Origin of the sequence: Planctopirus limnophila DSM 3776, assembly GCF_000092105.1 — a bacterium.
GTDB classification, from domain to species: Bacteria; Planctomycetota; Planctomycetia; order Planctomycetales; family Planctomycetaceae; genus Planctopirus; species Planctopirus limnophila.
In genome coordinates, this window is the sequence record NC_014148.1 from 1671678 (window position 1) to 1684305 (window position 12628).

Below are 12628 nucleotides of genomic sequence, written 5' to 3' on the forward strand. Positions count from 1 at the left end.
CGAATTCAACTCGCTTCGCGATATCGTAGCGATGGTTTTTCAATGGTCACAATCGTGTTCGGTGGCACACTGTGCGAGAGCGAGACGCTTGATCCAATCACGGCATGCGAGCCAATGACAGTCTCTCCGCCGAGGACAGTCGCATTGGCATAAATAACCACATGATCCTCAATCGTGGGGTGCCTCTTGTGCCGGCGGAGCAGATTTCCTTGTTCATCTTTCGGAAAGCTGAGTGCGCCCAGAGTTACACCCTGATACAGCTTGACATGATTGGCGATCTCGCAGGTTTCTCCAATCACCACCCCCGTCCCGTGATCGATGAAGAAAGAATGTCCGATGGTGGCACCGGGATGGATGTCAATTCCGGTCTGGCTGTGTGCCCATTCCGTCAGCATGCGGGGAATCAATGGAACATCGAGCAGATATAGCTCATGAGCCAGGCGATAAATCGTGACAGCATGCAGTCCCGGGTAGCAGAAGATGATCTCATCGAGGCTTCCGGCTGCAGGATCACCATCGAATGCCGCCTGCACATCCAGCGCGAGTGTTCTTCTCAAACGCGGCAATAATTCCAGTAACGTGATGGTTTTGGCCTGGGCCAACGCTTCAAAATCGTGTGAGACTTCATCGGCGCAGGAAATCCCATGCTGGCGGCGATAATCATGCCTTAGTGCACGGGCAATCTGCTGGGTCAGGCGATCATGTAGACTGTCGACCAGATCGCCCACATGATAGGTCACATTGCCCATGTGCAGATTCTGCCGACGGCGATATCCCGGAAAGAGAATCTCCTGCAGATCCTGCGCGATCTCGTAAACCGCTTCACTGCTGGGCAATGGGCAATGTCCCAGATGGTGGGTCGTCGCAAAATCGCGATACGATTCGACAATCCGATCAGTGATTTCCGGCAACTGGTCTTTGAGTCGAAGATCCGTAGCCATAACAAAGTCCCTAATTCTTCCCGGAAATGCATCCACAGCAACTTCAGTCTCTGCTGCTGTCAGGGACACCTGGGTTTCGTTCGATCCGGAGTGGTCGAATGATTCTCCCATATAATCTGCATCTACCACCATGCTAGGTCGGCTATACATTCTTCCGGACGTGAAAAATTCCTGCCAGTGTCAGATTGCTTATTGCTGGAGAAGTTCGCGTAAAACTTACCTTCCGCACTTTCTGCCAAAAAATCGTCTGGTCAATTCTGCCACTGGCACCCCTTGTATGTTGTAAGTCACATTGAGCAAGGAACTTATCATCAATTCCAGAGTTCGATCTGTTTCTTGGAGCAGCAGGCCCGTCCGTCGATGAAACCTGACGAGATCAGCGACGCACCCATGCCCTTCTATTGTGGAAGAAGCGGTTTTGGAGATTGCTGACACCGAGAGTTTTCCCGAGGGAAATGATGTGCCATGCCCATACGATCTGACCAGCCCTGGAACGAAATTCCACAGCCCAAAGGGAATGATCACTGGCATGCTCGTTCGTTCACTCAAAACATTCTCCCAAAAAATGTGCATTCTTCTGGCGATCGCGAGGAAGCCTTTGATCTTGAGCGGCAGGAGTTCTTTTCTGCCATGGATCAATTTGCTGTTCGCCCGGTTTCGATGCTTCCGGCCTTTCGGCTCATTCGCCATCTGACATTTCAGGAGCCATTATCACTGCAACTGGAGGCTGGTAGAGCACTTCTAGCCCAGTGGACAAAGCGCGAAGGCTGGTGCCGAGAACTCCTCAATGCAGCCCGGCACTCCATTCACAAGTATGTGCAGGTCGCCAGCGAAATTGTCCTGGAATGGATTTCCAGCCCTGCCATTCCCAAAGGTCGATTACCGCTATTGATGCTCAATCGCCTTCATGCGGATGTCGGGCTTCAAAATTGTTTTCAACAGGATCAGGACGCAGTTCACATCATTCTCGCTGCGCTGCAGTGTGGGCAGTTGTTATGCGAACTCTCGAAACGGGAGATCCAACTCACCAGGCGAGATCAGTATCAACTGGCACTGGCTCTGTTGGTCTGTGATTGGTCTTTACTGGCAGTTCACTTCCAACATCAAAAAATTCAGCCCTCACAATGGCCAGCCTACCAGCATCAGCATGGGCAAATCAGTGCCGCCATGATGATGTCGGTGGAGTCCGTCACTCCCAGACTTCGATCGTGGGTAAGTCAGCATGGCGTTGATGATGCAGTTCCTGCAGACCATGAATTGACTTTGGATCGTCATCGAAACCGAGTGACTCGCGAGACTCACCGAACCTATGCAGGATTGACGATTGCACCAGGGATGGAGCACCTGATGGCTGTGCTGAAAGTTTGTCAGCTCGTCAATTCCATTAGTGATCAGGGGAAAGAAAATCATCCCTGGCGAGCGGGAATCCGACATGTCTGGAAAGATGCTTTGCGGGGAAAACTCTCCAAAGATTTGATTCGTACATTCGCACAATCCCTGGCGCCTGAGGAACTCGGGGAGTTGCGAACGGTCTCCTTCGAAGGACGACGCTACCGGGTCGATCAGGGACAGACTGCGGCAGCGCTACTGAATGGGCCTCATTGGTTAAATCGAAAACAGCTCAGACGACGTCATGCGGGTTTGCACGCGATGCGGAAGTGGAAGCAGAACATCACGGCCTCTGTGGAGGCTGATGCTTCATGAACTCCCGAGAAGAAGCTGTTTCACATCGAGAGTATTGGGATGAAGCTTCCCGACCACTCGCAGGTCTGGTGCTGCTGGCGCCGTTATTGTTGATCTATGAATGGCATGCCGCCTGCCAAGATTCATCCGCTGTGATCACTCTGCGTAACGGTGTCGACATCTGGCTCCGCACGCAAATGGGATGGCTGGGTTTCGATCATGAGTGGTGTGTCCCGGCATTAGTCCTCCTTACGCTGGCAGGCAGGCACATTCTGTCCTGCCAGGATTGGAACATTCGACCTTCAGTCATCGGTGGCATGATGGCCGAAGCGGCGTTGTTTGCCGCCCTGCTGGTGATTCTTGGTCAGTTAATTCCCTGGAGCTCGGCTAACATTCCCCAGTTTCCTCAAGAAATGGAGCTGCTTCATTCACGAGAAGCTCTGTTGCTCTCTGAGAACACTGTCGGAAACATCGCTGGCAAGCTGGCGACGCCTGTGGCGGATGCATGGCCCAATCCATCTCCCAGATTGCATTGGGTCACCTGTCTCGGTGCGGGAATTTATGAAGAGTTTCTCTTCCGGCTGGGCCTGATTCCAGTTCTCTATGGGCTTGTGCGAATGTTGGGGATTCCGCGGGTGATCACACTGGTGATTGCCATCGGGGCCAGCTCGTTACTTTTTGCTGCTGCCCACTATCTTCAGGTGGATCTTGAGACCGGGAGAATTTCGCTGCTGGCTACAGCCGACTACATCATCCAGCACCGTGATGTCTGGTCCGCATTCAGCTTTCGCTGCCTGGCAGGAAGTTTATTCGGAGCTCTGCTGGTCTTTCGCGGCATTGGGATCGCTGCAGGTTGCCACATTGGCTACGACCTGTTTGTCGGCTACTGGATGGGTTGAGAGCCTGTACTGTTGATGACCGGCGTACCTTGATCCTGGCAGCAGGAACCGTTGATGCCCTGCAAGCCCATCAGTGCCGGGCGAGCGTACTGAGATTCGCCGTAATAGACGTACGGCGCATAATCTCCTGCGAATCCTGTATTCACAATGGCAACACCACTTACAGCAGGAGCGTAGTAAGCACTTGAGGCGGTGTAAGCGTAGCCGTTGATTCCCTGGTAGGAGTAATAACCTGGCGAATAAACGCCCAAGGGTCGTGCATACATGGCTGCATTCCAGCCATAGGTGTATCGATAGGGCCAGCCCCAGGCGTAGGGAGCACGGCCATTGAAGCCGTATCCGTAATAATTGTAATACGGGCCATAACCATAGGTGTTGCCCCAGCCATATCTGCTGTAGGCGAAGTTGAGATAAGGTGTGCGGTGGTAAGGATGGTTGTAACCCCAGCCATAGCCGCGGTAGCCGTATCGACCCCAACCCCAGTACCAGCCTGTCGCGGCCGAAGAGGTGTTGCTTGAGGATGCTGCCAATGAGCTTGCTGTGCTGGCAATCCCTCCGGCCTCGGCAGGCACAGAGCCCAGGAGAGTAAGGCCGATCAGAGCTCCCCAGAAGAAAGCACGCATTGGCAGGTGGTGGATGAATTTCATAATGGCACTTTGCCGTCAGTGAATGTGTCAGCAGATGAGCACCGGTTGACGCTTGAAACCAGAAGCGTCTTGGTGAGTCTGGTGCTAATGCACAGTATTTCTTCCTCCAGACTAGGGCGTCATTTTGGGAATGGTCAAGAATTGAGTCGAGAATCGAGGATTTTTTTTCAATTTGCGTAGAAAAAGAACATCTGCCCTGTTGTGGTCTCTGTCCCACCATGAGAATCGGCTTTTTCCAGTTCAAGCCGGCGGCACAATTAATAGTGATCGTGAGGTTACTATTTTAATGCAAGGTTGGCAGCTGTCTGTAAGATTCGTTAACAGACCGGGGTAATGACAGATGTGTTGATTTTGTTTGCCTCACCACCGCGGAAGTATGACCAAGCAGTTGGAAAGCTGTGAAATGCGGGAGTCACCCCGGTGTGGGAAACATGATCATCATGAGTGGGGATCTTCCTCTGGGGCCAGCTACAATTGGGCGGTAAGCGTCATTTCTATGCACTGCCGATGGGGATCTGGTGACAGTTGGACAAGATAACTGGTTCTGAACACCCCCTGATTGAACCTGCCCAAGCAACTCTGCTTTCAAGATCGAGACGACAATGGTGAAGCCAGCAATTTTCGAGAAACACCGCGTGTTGACCGCACTCCCGGTCTACAACGAAGCCAGGCACGTTCACGAGGTGCTCTCTGTCGTTCGAAAGTACAGCGATGACATTCTCGTGGTGAACGATGGCTCAACGGATGGAACTGCCGAGGTTCTTGCCGAGTTTGCCGGGATTAACGTCGTTCACCACTCGAAGAATCAGGGCTATGGAGCCGGTTTGCGAACGGCTTTCGATTATGCCTTGGCTCACCATTATGATGCCCTGGTAACCATTGATTGTGACGGGCAGCATGAACCTCGTTTGATTCCAGAACTGGTTGCTGCGCTTTATCCCGCGAGTGGAGACGCCGTCGAAATTGTTTCCGGGAGTCGGTATCTGCAGAGATTCCCAGGTGATAGCCTTCCTCCCGTTGATCGCCGGCGGATCAACATGGAGATCACTGCGTACCTGAATGAAATTCTCCATTGGAATCTGACAGACACATTCTGCGGCTTTAAAGCTTACCGAGTTCCTTCGCTGAAGAAGTTTCAAATCACGGATCTCGGGTATGCCATGCCCCTGCAGCTCTGGGTTCAGGCTGCCGCTGCTGGAATGAAGATTGTGGAGTTTCCAGTACCTTTAGTGTACCTCGAAGAAGAGCGTTCGTTTGGTGGATCTTTGGATGACTCCGTCCGCAGGAAAGCTCATTATGAGGCAGTGATTCGTCAGGCGCTGATCGAGACGGGACTGTTTGAAACGGGTGTCAGTGATCATCAGCAGATCGTTTTGAATCAGATCTGAGCATCGAGGCTGCATTTGAATGGCAGCGCATGGATTCCAAAACGACCCATTGCAACGCTGCTGAACCCGATCTGATGGATGCTCGCGAGGCGGCTGCGGATACTTTTGGGGGCTTTCTGCGGGTTTGATTGTTGCCAGTGGGAGCTGACAGCTAAGATGCATTATGGGTTTTTGTGGCGAAGAGTGATTCATGCGCGACTCGCGGGAAGTGTCAGAGGGTAAGGCCAATGCCAGTTTCCAGTCGTCCTTTGGCCGATCCAACTGCAGATCGGACAAGTAGAGTTTCAGCAGCGGAGAAAACTCGCATGACCGTTCGTCGCTATCGTGCCCCGCAAGGGGATGGCGAGCTTCTGATTGAGCCATCGATCAGCTCGGTCATCAATTCTTTGCTTGAGGATGTTCAGCACAGCCCCGCGTATCGGACTCCCGGCCAGAACGTTGCCCGAAATGAAGTTCTGACCCTCGCAGTCGAATACTCGAGGAAGCTCGCTCAATGGGCAGGGGTGCCTGCGAGTCAGATTTCAGCAAGATTGAATTCGGCGGAACTTAATCCTGATCTGATCATTGCGACAGGCCATCAACCGGAGTGGTTTCATCCCGGCGTTCTGGCAAAAAACATTGCCGCCCATGCGATTGCTCAAAAGCTCCGTCAATCGGGAAAAAATGCCATCGCAATCAATCTGATTGTCGACAGTGACGAGCTGGACGATGTCACTGTTCCCGTTCCCACAGGAACCCGGGAAGCTCCGCAGATCAATCCCTTGCCATTTTTCACTTTGACGAAACGAACCCCTTGGGAAGAAGTTCGTAATCAGAATCATCTGAAATTCGATCAGTTCTCGCAGAACATTTTCGAAGCGTTAAAGCCATGGCAAGTCGTACCCGCGATCTCTGCTCTCAAAATGCCCTCTGCAGATCATCCTTCAAAGCATGCCGACGTGGAGCGCAATGAACAGGATTCGCTCAGCCCGAATGATGCCCGCCTGTGTGATCTGATTGCCTCCGTCCGGCTGCAGTGGGAACGTAGCGAGCAGATCGAGAACCTGGAGATTCCCCTTTCTCAGATTGCCAGTACCAGATCGTTTCAATTCTTTCTGCTCGATTGGATGCGAAACGCAGTCAGTCATTGCCATGCCTACAATCGGATCGTTCAGGCGTTCCGGGATGAATATGGAATCCAGGGGCAACAGCGACCCGTCCCGAATCTCTTAATAGTATCGGCACTTGATCATTCCGCATTCCCCGAAAGTCTCAATGGCGAAAGAGTGGAGATCCCCTTCTGGGTATGGAATGAGCCTGAAGAGGCAGCATCGGTCGAACGAGAGCGACTCTTTGTGCGGCATGTTGACCAGCAGCTCGAACTCTCCACTTCCCGAAAAATCATTGGCTACCTGCCTGCCTCACCCGATGATGCAGAGGCGGCAATCCAACAACTCAGCATTTGGGCACAGGAGGGGCTACGCATCCGCTCACGAGCATTGACGACGACCTTGTTTGCCAGGCTCTATCTTTGCGATCTGTTCATTCACGGGATCGGTGGCGCGATTTACGATCAGATTACAGATCGGCTCATTGAAACAATTTATGGTCAGCACATCCCGCAGTTTCTTGTCGTAACGGCCACATTACATCTGCCACTGGGTGAAGGCTTTTCGGCCACGATGGCGGATGTGCGCAGACATCAGGCCTTACTGAGAGATTTGGAGCAGAACCCGTGGAGGCATCTCCCTTCATGTGAAGAACTCTCGTCGCGGGCAGATCTCAATCACCAGATGCTGTGCAGACAACTGGCCCAGCTTCGTCAAGAGCGGGATTTACTGCTGATGGAGCAAAAGATCTGTGATCAGAAAGCAGATCGAAATCTACCGCGAAGAACGCGCCGTCAAAAAAATCGTCAACGTTACCTTCGATTGAATGAGATTCGCAGAGAGTTACTCACGATCGTTTCTCCGCAGATCCAAAAGGTTCGTGAGGATATCGAAATTCTCCGTCAGGAAGTGGCTGCGAACAAAATTCTCAAGTCGCGCGAGTATCCCTGGTGCCTCTTTCCCGTCGAAGATCTCCACCGACTGGTCACTCAAATCCAGGCGGCCGCAGACTTCGCCATTCAATAACAAGTGGTGAGGTTGGCTGATCTTGATGCGAGATCGCAACGCGGTGTTCAAAGTCTTTTACACTTTGAAAGCCTGCTGGCAGGAGCCTTCTCTTTTCTGAACCAGAGAGCATGACGGGCATCTTGCCAAACCCTCGATTGCGTGTATTCTCCAGCGAGGCATGGTTGCGAAGTCTTCCAGATGTGTGGCTTCAGCCGTGCCTTTGATTTTCGCTACGACCGATACCAACACGTTTGAATCACATAACGGGGAATTCGAAATGTTTCGCATGGCTGCCATCTCGACTTTGGCAAGTGCTCTTTTGCTGTCGTTATCTTTTCACCCCTCAGAATCTTTACAAGCGGGCCATCGACACCGATCGAATTGTTCGGGATGTTCTGCTCCAACATGCAGCGGAGCCACCTGTGCCGGCTCTTCGTTCTCGGGAGGAACTGGACTGGTCTGGGCGAATGGTGGCCCTGGATATACCTGTGCTCAGCCGGTCTGCTCTGGCCCCGTTTGTGCCGGACCCGTTTGTTCTGGGCCTGCATGTTCTGGGCCTGCATGTGCTGGAAGTGTCTGTTCATCGCCGGTGTGGGAATCCACTTCTGGATGCCAAAGTTGCAGTGGTCGCCGCAGGCATCATGCCCGTCGCCCGCTCGTTTGTAGTGAACCGTTGGCCTGCAGTGCTCCCGAATGGACTCCCGTGGGTTGTCAGCAGGCCCTTGACGGAGTGACCTATGGTGCAGCCAGTTGGGCCGATTCTGTACCAGTGGTGCCGGTACCGTTCAACTGGGAAGGAACTTCGGTATCCGTCATGCCACAAGCTGCCGTTTGCTCACAGCCGGAATTGAACGCCGTCCATGCCGGTGAGATTCCTGCTCCTTCAACGGGATGGTCGAGCGATGCCTACACACTTCCAACAGTCGGAACCACGGCCCTGAAGTATCTTTCACCTTATCAGGCCCCATTGCCCCTCTCGTTTCCGGCGGCCCCGCCGGTTCCTGCAGCCGAAGATCTTGTCTGGTGATGATCGACCATCGATAAACGCCATCTACATGCCTCACACAACTCGACTGAACTGGTCGGAATGTGTGAGGTTTTTCCTTTCTGAGGGATGTCTCAATTGCTTGCAACTTCTGAGACACATCCCAGGCATCAACCGTGAGTTGACGGTCATTGATCTTGCTTGCTCGGAGCCGCAGGCATGGCACACAAGACGCTGTTTAAGTCTGGAATCCGTATGAAGTTGAAGTCTTGACCCTTAAACTCTCCCCCTGAGCTTTACACCGATCCCTGATTTCGATTACGACGCTTTCATTGGAATCAGCAAAGTGGTGACATCGAAGGATGGGGCAGGATGTCGCAGGAGTCGAGTGCAGGCCTGTGGGTAAAGCTCGCCCGTCAGTGGGGTGTGAGCCGGGCTGTGGCTTTTGCTGTCGCTTCCAGGTTATGGCAACTGGTGACGGGCCCTGTCACTGTATTGCTGGTGGCTTCGCAACTGACCGAGGACGAACAGGGATACTTCTTTACATTCAGCAGTTTGCTCAATCTCCAGAACATGTTTGAACTGGGATTGACGATCGTTTTTCTCAATCTTTCCAGCCATAGCTTTGCGAATTGTCGCCCTTCCCGAAGCTCCGTAAATGGCAACTGGGAATGGAATGGTGCCGACGAAGAAAAATCGAGAGCTGCCAGTCTGCTGTATCAAGGCTTGTGGTGGAGTCTGGTGCAAGCCAGTCTCTTTCTGGTCATGGTGTCAGGTCTGGGAATCTATTTTTTTTCACTGGAAGCCGATTCCTATTCGATCAACTGGTTCTACCCCTGGCTGGCTGTGGTTTTCTGTGCTGGTTGCTCTCAGGTACAGGCCATTCCTCTGACGTATCTGGAAGGTGCTGGAGAAGTCCTGCCAATTCAACGCATGCGGTTTCTGATGGCAGTTGCCGGTACAACCAGCATGTGGTTGACGTTGTGGTTTCAGCTGGGACTATGGTGTGCTGCTGCCGTCGCGATGACCCGCGTCGTCTTTGAGTTCGGTTATCTCGCTTTTATTCAGCGCGCCTTCCTGCTCATGATCCTCCGGCAGAAGATTACAACGCGGTACAACTGGTGGAGTGCTGCCTGGCCTTTGCAACTGAGAGCTGGCTTGCAGGGGTTACTGGTCACCTTGTCCACAGCACCGCTCATTCCGGTGGTGTTTGCCTATACGGGGCCAGCTGCAGCGGGAAGATTGGGACTGGTTCATTCGGTCCTCAGTTCGATGAATTCGGCAGCAGCAGCCTGGTTACAGACGAGAATTCCCGTACTCACGACTCTTGCTACCCAGAAAAACTTTTTTGCTTTCCGAGAGCTATATTCTCGCTCATTCCGGCAGTCCAATCTCTTTCTTGCCGCCATGATGCTGTTGTTTCTGCTGGCGATCTGGCTGGTACCTGTTGTGGCCGATCCACCCGAGATTGTGCGTCCCTGGACGATCGGCTGGCTGGCACAGAAGCTCGAACCAAGATTGCCACCACTTTTGCCAGCATCACTCCTGGCGATGGCACTGTTCGTGCATCATCAATGTGCTTCGGCCACGTTATTCGTGCGCTGCCACATGTACGATCCGTTCCTCAAAGTCAGTTTTGTTTCCCATCCGGTTTCGGGACTATTGATCTGGATGTGGGGCAGTTATTTTGGAGAAACTGGCGCCGTCCTGGGATACTTAATCCCTCTGGTCTTCATGATCTGGCCATGGATCATCCTGCTGCAGCGGGAATGTCTCCGTAAAATTCATCAAGCATCCACAGAACCAGCTGTCACAGTAGCAGACTCAAGCAAATCCACTTAACGACATCGAAGATCAATCACAGCAAAGGGAGTGAGCATTATGGGAGAACGGATTCTCAGTATTTCGGGCCTGCGTGGAGTCGTAGGTGATGGGCTTGATCCCGAGTATGTTGTTCGCTTTGCTGCGGCTTTGGGAACATGGCTCAAAGGTGGGCATGTGGTGCTTTCCCGAGATGGTCGAACCACAGGCGAAATGCTGCGGCATGCGGCCATTGCCGGGTTGACGGCTGCCGGTTGCCGAGTCACGGATCTGGGAATTGCGACTACTCCCACTTGTGGAGTCGCTGTTCAGCAACTGGGGGCCGCTGGTGGCTTACAGATCACCGCCAGTCATAATCCGATTGAATGGAATGGATTGAAGCCCTTTTCGGCGCGTGGTTCCGTACTCAATGCCACTCAAGGAAAGGAACTTCTGGAGATTCTTGAAAAGCAGGGCCCGACTTATCGGTCGTGGGAAACAGTGGGGTCTGTCGTCGAAGATCCTTCAGCCGCCATGTTTCACTTGAGCAGGGTGAATGCACTGATTGATCTGCCCGTGGTTCAAGCCCGGAAGTTCAAAGTGGTGCTCGATTGCACTCACGGTTCGGGCTCGATCCTCTCACCCGAGTGGCTGAGAACGCTCGGCTGCGAAGTCGTCGTATTAGGAGGAGTGGCTGATGGCCGGTTTGAACATCCGGCTGAACCATTGCGGGAAAATCTCACATCACTCATGGATGCTGTTCGAGCACATCATGCGGATGTCGGGTTTGCTCAGGATCCTGATGCCGATCGACTGGCGATTGTCGATGAAACAGGCCATTACATCGGTGAAGAGTTGACTCTGGCCCTATGTGTCGATCATGTCCTATCCCGAGCCAAAGGGGCGGTGGTGGTCAATGGTTCGACCAGCAGGACGACAGCCGATATTGCGGCCCGGTATGGCTGCGAGTTCATTCGATCGGCTGTGGGCGAAGCGAATGTGGTTGCTCGCATGATCGAAGTCCACGCGCTGATTGGAGGCGAAGGGAACGGCGGTGTAATCGAGCCGAAGGTAGGCTATGTTCGCGATAGCCTGGTCAGTATGGCTTACGTGCTTCATGCGCTGGCGCTGAAAAAGTGCCGGCTTTCCGAGTGGGTCAGCACCCTTCCCAGTTACACGATTGTGAAAGACAAGATCACCTGCGGTCGCGAATCTGTGCAACCAGCATGTGACCGTCTTAAGGAAATCTTTTCCGACGCATCGATTGTTGAGGGCGACGGCTTGAGGCTCGATTGGCCCGATCGCTGGGTGCAGGTGCGTGCCAGCAATACCGAGCCCATCATCCGGATGATTGCTGAAGCTCCCCAGGCTGCCGATGCTCAACAGTTAGTCGATCGGGCCAAGTCTGTCGTGGCACAAATCGTCAATGGTTAAGACGGTTCCTTGATGTCAACGGTTTCGCCACTCGAAGAGCGTTGCGCGAATAGTGGGCAGTTATGCGTTTTCTGTGGGCAAATGTGTTGTTGTGGAGTTTATCAGGAATCATCCTTCCCAGTATTTTCGCCGATTGCGATCAATAAATCGACATGTTGGCATACGCATTGCAAAATTATTTGGCAGATGTGTCTCTGGTTGCCAGAGGGCCGTGCAACAGTAGACTTATGAGTTGGGATGTTTTGTGTCTTTGGTCAATGAAATTGCTGTAAAGATCCATCTGGTTGATCCCGGTGACGGTCGAACTTTGCAAACCTGGTCGTTTGAATCGCCTCGCATCACCATCGGGCGTGATCCGCAGCAGGACGTTTCATTGTCTGATCCTTATGTCTCCCGCACGCATGCGGAGCTTGTTCGTGCCGGGAGTGTCTGGCAGCTCTTTTCCAGAGGTCGTAACGGCATCCTGGTGAATGGCAAAAGCATCACTGAGATTCGTCTCGAACCCGGGATGACATTTCGGCTGGGTGCTAATGGCCCGCAATTCCGCTTTGATCAGGCGCAGGAAGTGACCGCTCAAGCCACACTCAGCTTTGATCCCGAGTCGATTATCGTGCTCTCTTTTGATCGTGAGGCGGTGAAAGGTGAAGCCGAGAATGTGGCATCCACAGATTATTTTCAGAAATTGAACGAAAAGGCCAAGGAACTGCGAGCCCGCCGACAAGGCAAGCAGGCATCCTCCGGCAGTTCATGAAAGC

At 52.9% G+C, this 12628-nt stretch carries 11 protein-coding genes; 9 read left to right on the top strand and 2 right to left on the bottom strand.

All coding sequences use genetic code 11. The features are described 5' to 3' along the window. Nucleotides 1-5: 5 nt before the first annotated feature. Nucleotides 6-941 carry a serine O-acetyltransferase gene (locus tag PLIM_RS06750; protein WP_013109572.1) on the bottom strand — a complete coding sequence of 312 codons (936 nt, stop codon included), beginning with the start codon at nt 939-941 and terminating at the stop codon, nt 6-8. A 465-nt stretch (nt 942-1406) separates the two neighbouring features. On the opposite strand from PLIM_RS06750, the gene PLIM_RS06755 reads away from it, so the two are divergent. Together PLIM_RS06755 and PLIM_RS06760 are read left to right on the top strand one after the other, a co-directional pair. Further along, nucleotides 1407-2645: a hypothetical protein gene (locus PLIM_RS06755; protein ID WP_013109573.1), complete on the top strand. Its 1239-nt coding sequence runs from the start codon at nt 1407-1409 to the stop codon at nt 2643-2645. Beyond that, nucleotides 2642-3523 (top strand): CPBP family intramembrane glutamic endopeptidase, encoded by an 882-nt coding sequence (locus tag PLIM_RS06760; protein WP_013109574.1) that lies wholly within the window; start codon nt 2642-2644, stop codon nt 3521-3523. The genes PLIM_RS06755 and PLIM_RS06760 overlap by 4 nt, the downstream gene beginning before the upstream one ends. On the opposite strand, the gene PLIM_RS22570 is transcribed toward PLIM_RS06760, so the two are convergent. Continuing rightward, complete coding sequence (locus PLIM_RS22570) at nt 3508-4170, bottom strand: hypothetical protein (protein WP_148227009.1); 663 nt, start codon at nt 4168-4170, stop codon at nt 3508-3510. The two genes, PLIM_RS06760 and PLIM_RS22570, sit on opposite strands and share 16 nt — an antisense overlap. A 602-nt stretch (nt 4171-4772) precedes the next feature. Here PLIM_RS22570 and PLIM_RS06770 point away from each other — a divergent pair. The 7 genes from PLIM_RS06770 to PLIM_RS22575 all read left to right on the top strand — a co-directional run bounded on the left by PLIM_RS06770 (nt 4773) and on the right by PLIM_RS22575 (nt 12624). Further along, on the top strand, nt 4773-5558 hold the full coding sequence (locus PLIM_RS06770) for a glycosyltransferase family 2 protein (protein WP_013109576.1): 786 nt from the start codon (nt 4773-4775) through the stop codon (nt 5556-5558). Nucleotides 5559-5863: 305 nt separating this feature from the next. Beyond that, on the top strand, nt 5864-7672 hold the full coding sequence (locus PLIM_RS06775; protein ID WP_013109577.1) for a hypothetical protein: 1809 nt from the start codon (nt 5864-5866) through the stop codon (nt 7670-7672). 470 nt (nt 7673-8142) lie between these two features. After that, the gene (locus PLIM_RS24100; RefSeq protein WP_148227010.1) at nt 8143-8388 is read left to right on the top strand and encodes a hypothetical protein; all 246 of its coding nucleotides are present in this window, start codon (nt 8143-8145) and stop codon (nt 8386-8388) included. Then, nucleotides 8358-8681, top strand: a complete 324-nt coding sequence (locus PLIM_RS06785) for a hypothetical protein (RefSeq protein WP_148227011.1) — start codon at nt 8358-8360, stop codon at nt 8679-8681. The genes PLIM_RS24100 and PLIM_RS06785 overlap by 31 nt, the downstream gene beginning before the upstream one ends. 330 nt (nt 8682-9011) lie before the next feature. Continuing rightward, nucleotides 9012-10481: a hypothetical protein gene (locus tag PLIM_RS06790; protein ID WP_013109580.1), complete on the top strand. Its 1470-nt coding sequence runs from the start codon at nt 9012-9014 to the stop codon at nt 10479-10481. Nucleotides 10482-10520: 39 nt separating this feature from the next. Further along, nucleotides 10521-11873 (top strand): phosphoglucosamine mutase, encoded by a 1353-nt coding sequence (glmM, locus tag PLIM_RS06795; protein ID WP_013109581.1) that lies wholly within the window; start codon nt 10521-10523, stop codon nt 11871-11873. Nucleotides 11874-12117: 244 nt separating this feature from the next. Further along, the gene (locus tag PLIM_RS22575) at nt 12118-12624 is read left to right on the top strand and encodes an FHA domain-containing protein (protein WP_013109582.1); all 507 of its coding nucleotides are present in this window, start codon (nt 12118-12120) and stop codon (nt 12622-12624) included. The last annotated feature ends 4 nt before the right edge of the window (nt 12625-12628 follow it).

Excerpts from the sequence above, each read along its gene's own strand:
- PLIM_RS06790 (WP_013109580.1), top strand. The coding sequence starts at position 9,012 with ATGTCGCAGGAGTCGAGTGCAGGCCTGTGGGTAAAGCTCGCCCGTCAG.
- PLIM_RS06750 (WP_013109572.1), bottom strand. The coding sequence starts at position 941 with ATGGCTACGGATCTTCGACTCAAAGACCAGTTGCCGGAAATCACTGAT.
- PLIM_RS06775 (WP_013109577.1), top strand. The coding sequence starts at position 5,864 with ATGACCGTTCGTCGCTATCGTGCCCCGCAAGGGGATGGCGAGCTTCTG.
- PLIM_RS06770 (WP_013109576.1), top strand. The coding sequence starts at position 4,773 with ATGGTGAAGCCAGCAATTTTCGAGAAACACCGCGTGTTGACCGCACTC.
- PLIM_RS06755 (WP_013109573.1), top strand. The coding sequence starts at position 1,407 with ATGCCCATACGATCTGACCAGCCCTGGAACGAAATTCCACAGCCCAAA.
- PLIM_RS06760 (WP_013109574.1), top strand. The coding sequence starts at position 2,642 with ATGAACTCCCGAGAAGAAGCTGTTTCACATCGAGAGTATTGGGATGAA.
- PLIM_RS22570 (WP_148227009.1), bottom strand. The coding sequence starts at position 4,170 with ATGAAATTCATCCACCACCTGCCAATGCGTGCTTTCTTCTGGGGAGCT.
- glmM (WP_013109581.1), top strand. The coding sequence starts at position 10,521 with ATGGGAGAACGGATTCTCAGTATTTCGGGCCTGCGTGGAGTCGTAGGT.